The following is a 14,809-nucleotide window of genomic DNA, read 5'->3' as shown; positions in this document are numbered from 1 at the left end:
GAAACGATCGTTCGGGAATACACTGTCTATATCATTCTGCGGTTATCCTTACTACTGCGGCACTCGTCAATAAGTATGATTTTTTTGTGGTTTCTCAGTAAGATTCTAGCGCCAATCTTACCGAGAAACCCTTCTAAAAAACATATTAACTTTTTTGCGCTTATAGTGTTACTTTGTTTCCTGTCGCATTACTTAGGTGATATTCGGCAACTTCTTGTTTAATCATAAATAAGTACGCCACAAACCCAAGAATGGCTGCTACAATCAGCATGGCAATGGAGGGACCAAAATCACCGCCAGACAAATCGCGGCTCCACCCCATAATGTAGCTTGAAAATCCACCCATAATATTTGTGAATCCCATTAAACCGGCTGCGCGGCCAGCTGTTTCAGGTGTTGAAAATTTGATGATGAAGAAATTGGTCAGGTGAAACATACCTCCTTGAGTTCCCATGGCAAGCCCCATGGAAACGCCAGCGAAAATAGGATTTGGTGCAATGACAGCGATTGTCAAAAATACAGCTGTTAGTATGAAAAGAATTGTCGCAAGTAAGCTCGGACGCTTCGTTTTGTCCGCCAAAAATCCGCCAGCCAGGACAAATCCAAGCGCGAATAGCCACGATAATGAAGTAATACCAGTCATTGCTTCCCTTTCAAACCCTTTGGCCTCAACGAGATATGTAGGCAGCCAAATACTGATTCCAAAGAAAAGAAAGGACGACATCAAATTGCCAAACCAGACAATCCAATAACGATAATCCTTTGCAAAGAATTGCTTCGACTGCACATCATCCGCTTCGTCTTTTTGGCGAATATAGGAGACTTCTTCTTTACTTATGCGTGGATGCTCTTCTGGCGTATTACGAGCCAAAAACAGGAACATTGGAATATTTATAAACAAGTTAAAAGCGGCGAGTGCAAAGAACGCGGCCTGCCAATGAAACGTTGAAATAATTAGTATGAGCATAACGGTACCCACTGCCGGGCCAAGGTAGTTTCCAGTGATCCAGAATGACTGTGCCCTGCCAAGCTCTCGTTTATTAAACCAATTCGAAATGAATTTTCCCGATATCGGGATCATCATACCTTCCCCAATTCCGAGGATTACCCTACTGATTAAAAACATTTCGTATGAAGTGGACAGCCCGCCCATTACCATTGTCGCTGTCCATACCAGTAAACCTAAAACTGCTGTTTTCCGTGCCCCTAACTTGTCGATGATAACTCCCCAAAAAATGTTGGAACAGGAGTATGAAATCATGAATATAAAGGAGATCAAGCCAATTTTCGCATTTTTATCCGGGCCAGTTAAACCAAGATCACTTAAAAATCCCGGATCGGTTTGGATAACAGAGATACCTACTTTATCAATCTGACCGAAAAACCAGAAGAAAAAAATAGGAATCGCAATGTACAACCATCTTTTTTGACCTTGTAACATGTTATTTCCCCCTTATAGCAGCTCTTTTGAATGCGCTTTCATGATTTCTATAAAAAAAATGCCTGTCAAACTAGCAACTTTACCAATTCCTCCTTTCAAAAGATAGCAGCAACTATTGTTTTATATAAAAAACAATGTTACCGATATTTAATGTTATATTGAATTTTCACAATAGTCAATATTATTCAGATTAATATTTTTCCCAACAGAAAAAGTAGTTTTATATACAAAACTATTAAAGGCGTTGCTTCGATCAAAACAACCTGAAACAATACCTTAACCCTTTATCACATAAAACCGGATAACGTTTCTGCTAATTCTCGAGCCTTAGTTAAATAATGTCCAAATGCTGCCGCTTGAGTCGTGAAAACCCCAAAATAGTAGTATGATTCTCCAATATCTCACCTCATTCATTGCCGTCTTTCCTTTTATAACGATTCATTATAAAGATATAAAAATTAACTATTTTTATTATTTATCAGCCAATGTTAGCATTTTGTTATAAGTTATTTGAAAGGATGAGAGATGAATGTCTATGAACTATTCTGAATTCGCAGTATTCGGGCTGGGCCCCATCGGAATTGAAATTCTCCGCAGTGCTTATCAAACGAATCCGCAATCGATTATCGGTGTTGTCGATATTGCTCCCGATAAGGTAGGAAAGGATATTGGGTTACTAATCCATGAAAAGGAAACCAACAAGTGTGTAGTCTCTCATATACGGGATGTAAATACCGAAGCTGGCCACCCTATCGCCCTACATGCAACCGGCTCCGACGCACAACAAGTATGGCCCCAAATCAAAGAGCTTCTAGATCACGGCTTTTCAGTGGTTTCCACCTGTGAACAGCTTTCCTTCCCTTGGCATCGCTACCCTCTACTTGCAAAGGAAATAGATGATTATGCTAAAGCTAAAGGGCTTAGTGTCATTGGGACCGGGATCAATCCAGGGTACATCATGGATACTATGGCCATTTCATTTACAACAGTATTGACCACGGTTAACCAAATTAAGGTCAATCGTAAAGTGGATGTTTCGAAAAGGCGCCTCCCCTTACAAAAAAAGGTCGGAATCGGGATGACCAGGGAAGAGTTTGAATTTTTAGCTGAGCGGAATAAAATAGGGCATGTAGGACTTGAGGAGTCTGTCAGGTTGATCGCTTATGGGCTGAATTGGAAACTTTCAAATGTAACCAATACCATAGAACCAACGATTGCAAGCGAAGAAATGACAGTTCCGCTAACTGCCTTAAAACCAGGGGATGTTAATGGGCTTCATCAAATTTCCACTGGCAAGACGGTGGACGGAAAGGAAATTTCCTTGGATTTAACGATGTCTGCAGGTATTAAACAGGAAGATGAAATCGTTATTGAGGGTAACGAAACCCAAAGGTTGATTGTTCCAAACGGCATTTTTGGAGATACCGCCACCGCAGCAATGATTATCAATACCGCTAAGCAAATTGATGCGCTCCGTAAACCAGGTTTACTTACAATGGCTGACATCGGGGTGCCTAGAAATATAAATCAAACAGACTTTGTGCGTTTGTAACGGCTAACCAACAATCTTGCGATAAAGTCTTACGATATTGGAAAAGGTGAACCCCGAATGGTTCACCTTTTCGTTTTGGTTCAGCGGAGCATGCCAGCATGACAAAAAACCACCATAAGCGGTGACTTTACTTCCTATATGTAGTATGTAGGAATCGACCATTTTATGTAAGTTATCTTATTTCAGAAAAATATATTCCGAAAATGACATGATTTTACTATTTTCATTAATGTGTTTGCGAACCAAGTTTCACGGAAATGGCTTTGGCAGCTTTCATTACTTTGTCAATCAATTCAGGCAAGCGATCTTCCTGAAATCTTGCTTCAATCCCAGCCACACTAATACCAGCTACTATTTCACCTTTACCATTGAGTATCGGTGCACTCACCGCTTTTGTATAATCCTCAAGTTCTGATGAAGTTATCGTGTAACCATTCAATTTCGCTTCATCCAAAGCGTGACGGAGTTCAGTTTTATCCGTTATCGTTCCAATGGCGATTGGTTTTAATTGAATGCTTCCCAAATAATTTTCACGCTCTTCTTCCGGCAAATACGCTAGGATGATTCGAGAATCTCCAGCATACAATGGCGAACGCCTTCCAATGGATGTATAAAGTCGAACAGGGTGCAGGGTGTCCACCTTTTCAATATACATCGCTTCATCCTTATCCCTCACAATTAAATTCACTGCTTCTTCAACTTCATCCCGCAGGTCTTTCATGATGGGATAGGCGATTGACCTGATATCCAAACGCTCCCCAACCAGTTGACCAAACTGCAGGAATATAAGTCCAAGTGAATAGTGGCCATCATCGTCCTTTGTTAAAAACCCCATTTCTTCCAATGATCCCACCATACGGTGTAACGACGTTTTCGGCAAATTGGAAAGTTCCATCATTTCATTAAAGGTCAGTTTTGGATGATTTATGAAAAGGGTTAGGATTTGCATGGATTTCACGACCGTTTTGTTATGTGCCTGCATACAATGTCTCCTTTCATGATACATGTTTTCCTTAACTATCATTCTATTATAAAACATGGAAGAAAGGATGTAATGAAAATAACCGTATTCATTGTTATTTCGGGAATGCTCTGACTGTATTCTCATTTGATTTTCCGGCATTATTTTCAATTTGATCGTATCATTTTATCATCCCGCAAGCCCATAGAACGAATATTGATGGGATATGCTGAAGCGTTTAGCGGATTAAGTTACTTGATCATTACGAAAATCCATCCACTACAAAGGCATTTTCAATATTACTTTTGTCCCTTTCCCTTCACGAGAATGAAGGATAAGGTTTCCGCCGCAAACTCTGGCTCTTTCCTCCATACTGAATAAGCCTACTCCACGGGTAACTTTTTCTAAATCAAAGCCCTTTCCTTTATCTTCTATTTCTACACGAACTTCTTCCTCTATTTCCTGGATCGTCACTGTAGCTTCTTCGGTTTGAGCATATTTCCTAATATTTGTTAATGCCTCTTGAATAATACGGTAAATGGTAATTTCTTTGTTTGTATTCAGACGGCAATTCAAATAGCATTCAAAATGGACCTTGATATGATGATGCTCTGAAAATTGCCCCAATAAAGAGCGAATGGCAGGGAACAGTCCAAGATCATCAAGTACAGATGGCCTTAATTCCCAGGATAGATGCCGGAGTGCTTCGATAATTTCGGTCGCTTCATCTTGCATCTGATCTAACAGGGGATGATCCATTTCTGTCTGCAGTCTGTTAATCGTTATGAGGTGGCTGTATAAGTTTTGTCCGATATCATCATGAAGCTCTCTGGAAATGCGTTTTCTTTCTTCTTCCTGCACATCAATGATTTTCCCGGTCATTTTCTGAATCTCTTCTTCCGCAAGCTTACGCTGGGTTACTTCATATCGAATCGCTAAATATTGGTAAGGTTTCTGGAACTCATCAAGAAATGGAACGATTGTCGTATCCACCCAATAATAAGTATGATCCTTGGCCTTATTTTTAATCTCGCCTTTCCATACTTCCCCTGATGATATTGTTTTCCAAAGATTGTCGAAAAACTCTTTCGAATGAAATCCCGAGTTAATAATTCGATGATCCTGTCCGATCAGCTCTTCTTTTGAAAACTTTGAAATCCGGCAAAATTGATCATTTACATATTTGATCGTCCCTCGTTGATCGGTTATTGCTACAATTGAGGAAGCATCCAAAGCAAATTGGAAATCAGCCATTTTATTTACAAATTTCCCTAATTCCTCTAAAACTCGTTTATATTCGGTAATTTCCTTCCGAATTGCCAGGTATTTATAAGGATTCCCTTTTTCATTTAAGAAAGGGACAATTGTGGTATCCACCCAATAATAAGTTCCATCCTTCGCTTTGTTCTTGATTTCACCCTGCCAAACACTTCCTGATGAAATTGTTCGCCAAAGCTCTTGCATAAATTCCTTTGAATGATAACCTGAATTAATAATTCGGTGATCCTTCCCGATAAGCTCTGTTGCTGAATATTTGGATACCTCACAAAATTTCTTATTAAAGTTTATTATCTTGCCCTTTTCATCCGTAAATGCAACAATCGTTGATTCATCAAGTGCGTAAATTAAATCAACCAGTTCATTTATCGGATAGGATTGCTGCTGGTTAATCCGTGATTGATCTTTCACTTTATGGACTACAATTAAGTAATAAAGCTCTTTCGCAAGCTGAAAGGAGTTCACCCTGAAAAAAAGCGAAAAAGCATGACCATCCCGGTGGATCCCCAACTGGTGGATAATCTCCCCTTCCCCGCTGTGCTGCAGGTTTGCCCCTGGTATAAGATTCAGAAGCTTTTCCCCGTTCAATTCATGATGATCATAACCAAAGTTTTCATATACCTGTTGATTCGCAAAAGAGATGACTCCAGATTCATTGACAAGGATTGTCGCATCGCTAGATCCAGGCGTAACCCCTTTTTCCATTTCCAAATATTTATTCAAGTCCATACATAATCCTCCTTGTTGCCCTGTTAAATAGAGCTGTTCAATTCCTTTTCCAGTTTATTCGCTGCATCAAGGATCTTATGCTGGTCGCTTTCAGAAATAGGCTGAGCTGTTCGTTTACCTACTAATAATACCCCCTTGGGAACACCTTTAAATTGAATCGGAACTGCGAAGGCGCAACTGAGATTTTCCGCAAGCATAATGGGATAATCTAAAGCTTTGCCGTGGATATTATTGGGGAAACCCTCAATTTTCATCGGCGTCCCCGTTGATATGACCCTACCTGCTATTCCTTTTCCATATCGAACAGTTATCCTTTTGTACTTATCATTTCTGTTTCCGGCGGCATAATGCCAGCTTATGTCAGGACCATTTCTGTTTTGTAAGGCAAGGCCTACAAAATCACCATTCATTTCTTCTAATACATGTTCACACGCTTTTTTAAATGGTTGATCCTCTTTCGATTTACTGTCCCCGTTAAATTCCATACCCTAATAACCCCTTTTTTAAAGCGAATGCAACAAGTTCATGCCTTGTTTTCATCTTGAGCTTTTCCATTAGGTTTCCTTTATGGCTTTCAACCGTTTTCACGCTTATGACAAGCTGTCCGGCAATTTCTTTATTGGAAAACCCTTTCGCAATCAACGTAAGTACCTCTTTTTCACGGTCAGACAACAGATTGATAGAATCAGCGGTTCCCTGCTTCACACTGCCTAAATATTCTTCCATTACCCTTTTTGTAGCAGATGGATGAAGGTAAGCATTTCCGTTCGATAATGATCGGATGGCTACCAATAATTCTTCATGGGGTGCACTTTTTAAAATACATCCTGAAGCCCCGGCTTGAATAGTTCTGAACAAATATTCATCATCATCATGCATGGTAAGTATTAATATGGCTACCTCAGGCATTAGTTTTTTCAGTTCGGAAGTAGCCGATAAGCCATCTTTCCCATGAGGCATGCTTAAATCCATGACTACCACATTAGGCTGAAGCTCTAGTGCTCGTTCTATTCCTTCGTTCCCTTCTGAAGCTTCCCCTATGACTTCCATATCAGCATGATTGTTTAATAGCATCTTTAAGCCCATTCTTACAACGGCGTGATCATCGCAAAGCAAAATTTTTATCAAAGCAGCTCCCCCTAGCTTTGTTCGTGTTTGTATCGTTATATGAAACAACAAGGGGGATTGCACAATTCGCAAACCCCTGTTTAGCATTTTAATATAATGGCAGAGAAATCTCTATAGAAGTCCCATCATCTATTTTTGAAAAAATGGTACAATTCCCGCCAATCAAATGCATTCTTTCACACATGGCAGCAATCCCGCTCAACTTATTCATGGCGGCTTCAACCTCAAACCCTTTCCCTGAATCTTTTATCATAATTAATAACAAGCTTTTTTCCCATTTGAATATTATACTTGCTTTTGTTGTATCAGCATACCTTGCTATATTCACCAATGCTTCTTGGCAGACCCTGAAAAGTGTAATGCTGTCTCTATCAGAGATTTGCGATTCAATTCCCAGATTCTCCATCTCAACCTCAATTCCATAGGTTGAAGTATATATTTTTATGTAGCTTTTTATAGCTGAAATAAGCCCAAAAGTCGTAAGGGTAGGAGGATGCAATTCTACAGCCAAAAGCCTGATTTCTTGTATTGCCTTCTCCAATAGCTGTTTCATATCACCCGCATAGATTTTCATGGCAGGCTGTTCGATTGCCGTTTCAATGAGCTGCATTCCGGAAAAGAGACTGGAAAGGGACTGCCCCACACCTTCATGAAGCTCCATGGCAATTCTTTTAATCTCTTCTTCATGTGTTTGTATGATATAAGAACTGATGTTGTTTTTAAGTGGCTGAGTATTCATTCCCACCCTCCTTCTTCAATAGTCGCTGATTATTGGCCATTCAAAATGCGACATGCTCTCCCGATTACACTTTCGGCAGAGTGGTGAGAACACTGACGTATACCTTCTTTCCCACCAGAGACCTAGCATTAGAACTTCTTGTTCTTGAAAACTACATTCAGCCTTCAAATCCAATAATTTCATGCGCGCAGTTCATTTTATGCTTTCTTCACTCTATGACTTGAAATGTCACTAAACATTCCGGCATATTGAACAACATCCCCAGCATCATTCTTTATTGCACTAATTGTCAGCCATTGTAGATATTGCTGTCCATCCTTTCGGCTATTCAAGATTTCACCTTGCCAGAAACCATTTTTTTCAATAGATTTCCACATATCCTCATAAAAAGTTTGAGGCTGTTTACCTGACTTAAGTATACTAGGATTCTTTCCAATTACTTCATTTTCCTGATAGCCAGTAATCCTTGTAAACGAAGGGTTTACTGAAATGATTTTACCACTGGTATCGGTGATCAAAATGCCTTCTATTGTATTGTCAATCACTTCTTTGGCAAGACCCATTTTACCTTGGAAATACATCCAGACTACTAAAATCAAACTTGCAAGGGCAACTTCTGACAATGCCATGAACCCGATTGCATAATGTCCTGTGATATTGAATAACAAGGATAGAATTAACGGCGGGAAAAATCCTCCCAAACCTCCCATTGCGGACACAATTCCATTCACAATACCAGCCTGCTTTTGGAAATACATCGGCACCAGTTTAAAAATAACACCATTTCCCATTCCAGCACAGAGAGCAATACTTAAACAGCCAAATGTGTACCAGCCAATTGATGGAGCAAAGGATAGGATCATTGCTGAAATCGTATAAATTCCAAAAACAAACATGAGCAGAATAAGAGAATGGAAGCGGTCGGCAAGCCACCCGCCAATAGGTCTCATAAGAGTGGCAAGAACAATAAAGCCTGCTGTCCTTACACCTGCATCAACTTTATCCAATCCAAAGTTCGCTACAAGAAAGTTTGGCAGATAAATAGTAAATGCAACAAAAGAACCGAATGTTATAAAGTAAAATAAGCTTAGCAGCCATAGTTTTTCATTTTTGTAGACACCCTTAATTTGTTCTAAAAGCGGTGTCTTTACTCTCAGTTCCTTTTTATCCCCTAATAGGAAGTTACCTGCGATAAATACCGCCAAAATCACAAGATAAAGCTGTACGGTTGTTGACCAGCCAAACTTCGTAGCTACAACAGGTGCTGCAAATGCTGATATAGCCGTTCCGAGGTTTCCTGCACCGTAAATTCCGTTTATAAAGCCATGGCGTTCCTTAGGGTAGTACTTCGGTAAAGAGGTTACTCCAACAGAGAATACAGCTCCCCCAATACCAAGAAATAGCCCTCCAATCAACAAATCAGCAAGAGAATCCGCAATACTGATATAATAAACAGGGAATAACAGCGATATAAAGCTAATCAGGAAAATTTTCCTGGCCCCGAACTGATTGGCGTAAAAGCCAAGGGGAATGCGAAGAATAGATCCTAAAATAACAGGAACAGCTGTTACCAGTGCAAGCTGACCATCCTGTATTGCGATATCTTCTTTAATAAAAGGCAGCAGGGACGAAATTAATACCCACACCATAAATCCTACAACGAGGTTTAAGGTTTGTAATGGAAGCTGAATTTTTCTAAACATCCTGACCACTCTCTCTTCTAATTACATATTGTAATCTCGCATTTTCGTCAAAAGCTGACCACTCATTTTCATTTTTAGTCACATTGGATATCAACGGGACAGCGAAAAAATTAATGTCGTCAAAGTAAATACGCAGATGTGTCATGTCAGGACAAAGCTTCACCTTAACAATCGTTTTAGAAACGAAAGGAGCTTTACCCTGGCCATCATCATCTAAGATGGCTACACTTGCTTTTTCCAATATTAATGGTTGTATATCTTCTATTTTAATGTGTTCCACAGGTATTGCATCCTCTCTTTGCCGTGTAAACATTCATTTGAAAACCCTGCAAATATTCCCAGAATGTATCTTCTGCATGATTCTCGATAAATTCAATTGTTTCCACTACAGACTCCCAATTGCTCATTCCCTTTACTTCGGCAACTACAATATCGGCCCCATCTATTGACTTTTCATCTAAATACCAGTTAAGACGGACATCTTTAAAAAGGTCTGAAAGGAGCTTATCGATTTCAGCAGCAAAATTTCCAGATGCTTCTTTTACAAAACAAAAATCAAAGTATGTTTCACTGTTCATTTGATTCACGCCTTTTCGTATTTGGTTTTTTTATATGTAAAAAACGCTAAGGGAAACACAACAATGTTCAATCCACCAAATATTAGTACATTTATATAATTTTCATAATAAAATTGGTGAACCATAAATTGGGTAAATACAATATTCATCATCAAGAAGGCACAAAGCAACGCGACACCGATGTACTTAAACTTCATAACGCTTCACCCTTACAGCGTATACTGCGCCATTTTCAACTTTCACTTGAATTTCAGGCAGGGGCCTCCTTGGCGGTCCGGCAGTTGGAGCACCTGTTTCAACATCAAATTTCCCATGATGGCAAGGACAGATCATTTCACCTTCTTCTTTCACCCAAAATACCGGGCAACGAAGATGTGTGCATGCATTTTGATATGCTACATATTTCGTTTCAGACAATCTGATCAAAATGGCATCATCATGATCCCCTGGAAATTTAAACTCCACTGCGTCACCAATTGCAAGTCCGCTTACATCGGTAATTTTTTTGTGAGGATACTCCTTTTCCCCAAGTCCCATCAATTCTTTAGCCGCAATCGCTCCCCAAGGAAGGGAGGAAATCGCGAATACTCCTGCAGCTCCCACTAATGTTTTCATGAACCCTCGTCTGTCGAGCTTTCTTTCATTATCCCGTTCAATATTATGGGTGTAATTATCTTCATTAAAGGGGATTTTATTATTTTTATCCGACGGCATATAAATCCCTCCTAAAATAGCTTTTCAATTCCCTGTAAAATACCAGGCAGATTTACCTTAACGTTCGTTTCACTTTCAAGATAAGGCAGGCTAGTCACCCATTTTCCATTATCTAGATTAAATTGTTTTTTTCTATTTCCAATTTCCTCATCGGTGAGCCACTGAAGTGTATTGGATGGACAAACACTTGCACACATTGGCGGGATACCGTTTTTTGTCCGGTCGATACATAAATCGCATTTGTACATTAAGTTTTGTTCAGTGTCAAATTTTGGTATTCCATATGGACAAGCAATCGTACAGTTTTGGCAGCCAATACATTTTTCAACGAGAGCTGATAAGACGGCCCCTGTTTCATGTATTTGGATTGCCTGGGCAGGACAGCTTCTTGCACAGGCCGGATTCACACAATGGAGGCACATAAGAGGCATCGTCTGCCGATTGACCAGAGGGTTTACATCATAAACGTAGTTCCTGTTCCGCTCTTCATGTCCTCCGCATTGTGTACAAGCAGCAAGGCATGACCGGCATCCTATGCAGTTTTCAAGTTCTAAGTAGAGCCTCTTTTTCATTTATTGCACCTTCTTTATTTCGACTTTTTCCAATTGAGCCGCACAGACCTTAAACTCCGGCATACGAGACATTGGGTCAAGTGCTGCAATGGTTAATAGGTTGATAGATTGCTCGTGCCCAAAGTGGTATGGAACAAATACAGTGTCCTCACGAATTGCTTCTGTAATTTTCACTTTATAGATTGCCTCGCCTCTTCGGGTGTACAGGCGGACGTTATCCTCATGGTCCATATTGTATTTTTTTGCTGTTTCCGGATGTACTTCGACGTATGGCTCCGGGCACATATCACGCAGGAACTGGATTCTTCTCGTCTGGTTTCCAGATAAGTAGTGGTAAACGACACGCCCGGTTGTTAAACGAAGTGGATATTTTTCATCTGGCTCCTCAGCAGGGGGGCGGTAAGGAAGCGCACAAATTTTCGCTTTGCCGTCTGCGTGATAGAATTTCTTATCCAGGAACATATGCGGCGTTCCCATATCATTTTCATCCTTACAAGGCCAAAATACTCCGTCCTGTTTGTCGATTTTATCCCACGTAGCTCCATAATAATCGGCATATCCTCCTTTACTAGCCAGTCTGAATTCATCAGCTATATCTTTTGCTGTTTTCAAATGGGAAAAGTATTTTCCTCTTCCAAGACGTTCTGCAAGTTCTACTTGTATTTGCCAATCGGGCTTAGATTCACCGATTGGTTCTTGTGCCTTATTTATCTTAATAATTCTTCCTTCAAGGTTTGTAACTGTTCCTTCATCTTCTGACCACGTTACAGATGGCAGGATCACATCCGCGAACTCTGCTGATTCAGAAAGATAGAAATCCGAACACAACATAAAATCAAGATTTTTCATCGCACTTCTGACGAAATTCAGATTCGGCGCAGATACTGCAGGATTAGAACATAGCAGATACAATCCGCGAATCGTTTTTTGTTCCATCAATTCAAACATTTCATATGCAGAAACACCCGGCTGGGGCATTTCTTCCGGAGTGATTTTCCATACTTTACAAACTTCTGCTACATGTTCAGGGTTTGTAATTTTACGGTATCCTGGCAATAAATCGGCTTTCTGGCCATGCTCCCGTCCCCCCTGTCCGTTTCCTTGACCAGTGAATGTCGCTACACCAGACTTGGGCCGTCCGATTTTACCTGTCACAAGCGCCAAGTTTGTATATCCAGATACATTGTCAACACCCTTTTGCTGCTGTTCGATTCCACGTGCAAACATCACAACTGCATTCGGTGATTTCCCATAAATCTCTGCTGCACGAATGATTTTTTCCGGTGCCACACCTGTAAGCTCACTCGTATATTCCGGTGTAAATTCTCGTACAAGCTCTTTTGTTTCTTCAAACCCGTTTGTATGATTATTAATAAACCCTTCATCCGCATAACCATTTTGAATTAATAAATTTAAGATTCCATTAGCAAGGGCAAGATCGGTTCCCGGTTTCAGGTCAAGGTGCACATCTGCTCTTCTCGCAATAGGAGTTTCACGGGGATCTGCCACGATAATGTATCCTCCTCTTTCTTGTACGTTCCAGACTCGGAACATAGAAGTCGGATGACATTCTGCTGTGTTGCTACCTGCAATAAATAAGCAATCCGTTTCATGAATATCAGTCCAGGGTAATGTTGAACCTCTATCAACTCCAAAAGAACGAAGGAATCCCCCGGCTGCACTCGACATGCAAAATCGGCCATTATAATCAATGTAGCGAGTTCCAAGAGCAACACGTGCAAATTTCCCTGTTAAATAGCATTTTTCATTTGTCATTGATACCCCGCTGAAAACGGATAATGAATCTTTTCCATATTTAACTTGAAGTTCCCTGAACTTATTTGCGATTAAATCATACGCCTCATTCCAGCTTGCTTCACGGAAACCTTCCTTTGTTCCCTTTAATGATGCATCATCACGAATAAGCGGTTTTAAAATACGATCATCATGATTCGTCTGCTGGTAAGCTGTAACCCCTTTTGGACACATTTTCCCAACGGTTACAGGCCAGTCATAACGGGGTTCAACCCCAATGATTTTATTCGTCGCAACATTTACCCTTAAATTCATTCCGCACTGCATTCCGCAATAAGCACAATGGGTTTTGACCAATGTTTCATTCGGGTGTATCACATTCTTTTCTGCTTTAAAAAACTTATCCTTTTGCATCCTGGTTTGCCTCCTTAACTTTTACTTCATGGATGGGGAACCCGGAAAATTGGGCAATCCTGTATTTTCTTCGACAAGGAAGGCACATTTCAGCGAGATGGTGGCCTTCTTTCGCTTGAAATTCTATATCATTCCTGCCGAGAACCTCTATGACATCTTTTGATTGTTCTGTTGAAACAAACTCATTACCGCATACTTTGCATCCTTTCATGGATTGTTCCGCATAATGCTCTCTGTAGTTTCTTGCAAATACACTCATAGGGCGGAAAGGTATGTGCGCAAGTTTTCCGAACGGAAGGTAAATCAATGTAATGATGACTGACCATTGGTGTATCAGGGACATGGCTGGCTGTCCTGCACCATGCATAAAAATGTTCATGAAGGTTAGTCCCAGTCCTGTAACGCTGACCAATAACAGCATGAATAATGGAAGGAAGTCATACATGAATTGTTGCTCTGCCCTTGCCTGCATATTTTTCAAACGGCGATAAAGGGCCATGCATACACCGGAAATGACCATCACTGCTGTAATGTTCAGTGCGTTATATGATAACGTCGCAATAAGCCCATCAGCTGGCACTGTCATTACCTGGATCCCCATAGCGATGATGTTGTAGTAACCGTTGTCGTCCATTGTGAAGTACATCCATCCAAATACTAGAGGAAAGGTCACGAAGCAGGAAAGTATGCAGCCCCAGCCCATTAGAACGTGCTGAGTCCATCGGTAAATCCCCCTGTTCCAGATGAAATTGTATGTTGCTAAATGTTCAACTGTTGTTTTGGGCGTTGATCTTCTTAAGAGAATTTTGATTCCTTTTTTTATAAAAACCTTTGTTGGCGGCCTTTCTCCCCATGCGATAAATCTGTAAAAGAAACCCCCAATAAAAATAAACGTCCCCACCATATAGCCATAAAGGTTTAAATCCACATGTGTAAACATTCTCGTACCTATAAACGATAAGAATACAAGTCCGCAAACTGCTAGAAACATAGACTTGGCAAAATGTGATGCAAAAGCATCATCAATCGATTTTCCTGTTTTTTGATTTACGGCGACTTTTGCCTGCATTATTATTCCTCCTCATTACAAACAATTACCATACCCTTATTGTAAGATCTTGCCTGATTGTTCGATATCGGGGAACTTCCCCATCCTATTGGAAAAATCCCCTTAACTTTTGAAAATAAACAAAAATTAAGATGCCAGAATGTTGATTACTTCGAATTTCATCATACCGATTTCCT

The 14,809-nt window shown here is 40.3% G+C and carries 14 protein-coding genes; 1 reads left to right on the top strand and 13 read right to left on the bottom strand.

The annotated features are described in order from the left end of the window. Nucleotides 1-160: 160 nt before the first annotated feature. Nucleotides 161-1,441, bottom strand: coding sequence for an MFS transporter (locus ABC374_RS09175; protein ID WP_413017197.1), 1,281 nt, complete (start codon nucleotides 1,439-1,441; stop codon nucleotides 161-163). A 529-nt stretch (nucleotides 1,442-1,970) separates the two neighbouring features. On the opposite strand from ABC374_RS09175, the gene ABC374_RS09170 reads away from it, so the two are divergent. Further along, nucleotides 1,971-2,993 carry an NAD(P)H-dependent amine dehydrogenase family protein gene (locus ABC374_RS09170; protein WP_413017195.1) on the top strand — a complete coding sequence of 341 codons (1,023 nt, stop codon included), beginning with the start codon at nucleotides 1,971-1,973 and terminating at the stop codon, nucleotides 2,991-2,993. Between the two features lie 226 nt (nucleotides 2,994-3,219). Here the strand turns inward: ABC374_RS09170 and ABC374_RS09165 are convergent, their stop codons facing one another. The 12 genes from ABC374_RS09165 to ABC374_RS09110 all read right to left on the bottom strand — a co-directional run bounded on the left by ABC374_RS09165 (nucleotide 3,220) and on the right by ABC374_RS09110 (nucleotide 14,633). After that, nucleotides 3,220-3,975: an IclR family transcriptional regulator gene (locus tag ABC374_RS09165; protein ID WP_413017193.1), complete on the bottom strand. Its 756-nt coding sequence runs from the start codon at nucleotides 3,973-3,975 to the stop codon at nucleotides 3,220-3,222. Between the two features lie 258 nt (nucleotides 3,976-4,233). Continuing rightward, nucleotides 4,234-5,961, bottom strand: coding sequence for a sensor histidine kinase (locus ABC374_RS09160; protein WP_413017191.1), 1,728 nt, complete (start codon nucleotides 5,959-5,961; stop codon nucleotides 4,234-4,236). Nucleotides 5,962-5,984: 23 nt separating this feature from the next. Then, on the bottom strand, nucleotides 5,985-6,446 hold the full coding sequence (locus tag ABC374_RS09155; RefSeq protein ID WP_350302380.1) for a GAF domain-containing protein: 462 nt from the start codon (nucleotides 6,444-6,446) through the stop codon (nucleotides 5,985-5,987). Beyond that, complete coding sequence (locus tag ABC374_RS09150; RefSeq protein ID WP_101221836.1) at nucleotides 6,436-7,089, bottom strand: response regulator transcription factor; 654 nt, start codon at nucleotides 7,087-7,089, stop codon at nucleotides 6,436-6,438. Before ABC374_RS09150 ends, ABC374_RS09155 begins: the two co-directional genes overlap by 11 nt. Nucleotides 7,090-7,177: 88 nt before the next feature. After that, nucleotides 7,178-7,828 (bottom strand): sensor histidine kinase, encoded by a 651-nt coding sequence (locus ABC374_RS09145; protein ID WP_350302379.1) that lies wholly within the window; start codon nucleotides 7,826-7,828, stop codon nucleotides 7,178-7,180. Nucleotides 7,829-8,025: 197 nt separating this feature from the next. After that, nucleotides 8,026-9,531, bottom strand: a complete 1,506-nt coding sequence (locus tag ABC374_RS09140; protein ID WP_413017188.1) for a nitrate/nitrite transporter — start codon at nucleotides 9,529-9,531, stop codon at nucleotides 8,026-8,028. Continuing rightward, a complete protein-coding gene (locus tag ABC374_RS09135; RefSeq protein ID WP_350302377.1) occupies nucleotides 9,524-9,811 on the bottom strand; it encodes a hypothetical protein in 288 nt (95 codons plus the stop codon). The genes ABC374_RS09140 and ABC374_RS09135 overlap by 8 nt, the downstream gene beginning before the upstream one ends. After that, a complete protein-coding gene (locus tag ABC374_RS09130; protein WP_063233471.1) occupies nucleotides 9,798-10,109 on the bottom strand; it encodes a hypothetical protein in 312 nt (103 codons plus the stop codon). Before ABC374_RS09130 ends, ABC374_RS09135 begins: the two co-directional genes overlap by 14 nt. 186 nt (nucleotides 10,110-10,295) lie before the next feature. Next, nucleotides 10,296-10,823 carry a Rieske (2Fe-2S) protein gene (locus tag ABC374_RS09125; RefSeq protein ID WP_251539171.1) on the bottom strand — a complete coding sequence of 176 codons (528 nt, stop codon included), beginning with the start codon at nucleotides 10,821-10,823 and terminating at the stop codon, nucleotides 10,296-10,298. An 11-nt stretch (nucleotides 10,824-10,834) separates the two neighbouring features. Next, nucleotides 10,835-11,395 carry a 4Fe-4S dicluster domain-containing protein gene (locus tag ABC374_RS09120; RefSeq protein WP_096338634.1) on the bottom strand — a complete coding sequence of 187 codons (561 nt, stop codon included), beginning with the start codon at nucleotides 11,393-11,395 and terminating at the stop codon, nucleotides 10,835-10,837. Continuing rightward, nucleotides 11,396-13,564: a molybdopterin oxidoreductase family protein gene (locus tag ABC374_RS09115; RefSeq protein WP_413017185.1), complete on the bottom strand. Its 2,169-nt coding sequence runs from the start codon at nucleotides 13,562-13,564 to the stop codon at nucleotides 11,396-11,398. Then, nucleotides 13,551-14,633 carry a hypothetical protein gene (locus ABC374_RS09110; protein ID WP_413017183.1) on the bottom strand — a complete coding sequence of 361 codons (1,083 nt, stop codon included), beginning with the start codon at nucleotides 14,631-14,633 and terminating at the stop codon, nucleotides 13,551-13,553. Before ABC374_RS09110 ends, ABC374_RS09115 begins: the two co-directional genes overlap by 14 nt. Nucleotides 14,634-14,809: the final 176 nt, after the last annotated feature.

It is taken from the genome of Peribacillus phoenicis (assembly GCF_047238085.1).
Classification (GTDB): Bacteria; Bacillota; Bacilli; order Bacillales; family DSM-1321; genus Peribacillus.
The sequence above is the reverse complement of the archived record's forward strand: the minus strand, read 5'-3'. Positions and strand labels throughout refer to the sequence as shown.

Coding starts and splice junctions, on each gene's coding strand:
- ABC374_RS09175 (WP_413017197.1), bottom strand. CDS start 1,441: ATGTTACAAGGTCAAAAAAGATGGTTGTACATTGCGATTCCTATTTTT.
- ABC374_RS09140 (WP_413017188.1), bottom strand. CDS start 9,531: ATGTTTAGAAAAATTCAGCTTCCATTACAAACCTTAAACCTCGTTGTA.
- ABC374_RS09160 (WP_413017191.1), bottom strand. CDS start 5,961: ATGGACTTGAATAAATATTTGGAAATGGAAAAAGGGGTTACGCCTGGA.
- ABC374_RS09145 (WP_350302379.1), bottom strand. CDS start 7,828: ATGAATACTCAGCCACTTAAAAACAACATCAGTTCTTATATCATACAA.
- ABC374_RS09120 (WP_096338634.1), bottom strand. CDS start 11,395: ATGAAAAAGAGGCTCTACTTAGAACTTGAAAACTGCATAGGATGCCGG.
- ABC374_RS09130 (WP_063233471.1), bottom strand. CDS start 10,109: ATGAACAGTGAAACATACTTTGATTTTTGTTTTGTAAAAGAAGCATCT.
- ABC374_RS09110 (WP_413017183.1), bottom strand. CDS start 14,633: ATGCAGGCAAAAGTCGCCGTAAATCAAAAAACAGGAAAATCGATTGAT.
- ABC374_RS09170 (WP_413017195.1), top strand. CDS start 1,971: ATGTCTATGAACTATTCTGAATTCGCAGTATTCGGGCTGGGCCCCATC.
- ABC374_RS09165 (WP_413017193.1), bottom strand. CDS start 3,975: ATGCAGGCACATAACAAAACGGTCGTGAAATCCATGCAAATCCTAACC.
- ABC374_RS09115 (WP_413017185.1), bottom strand. CDS start 13,564: ATGCAAAAGGATAAGTTTTTTAAAGCAGAAAAGAATGTGATACACCCG.
- ABC374_RS09125 (WP_251539171.1), bottom strand. CDS start 10,823: ATGCCGTCGGATAAAAATAATAAAATCCCCTTTAATGAAGATAATTAC.
- ABC374_RS09155 (WP_350302380.1), bottom strand. CDS start 6,446: ATGGAATTTAACGGGGACAGTAAATCGAAAGAGGATCAACCATTTAAA.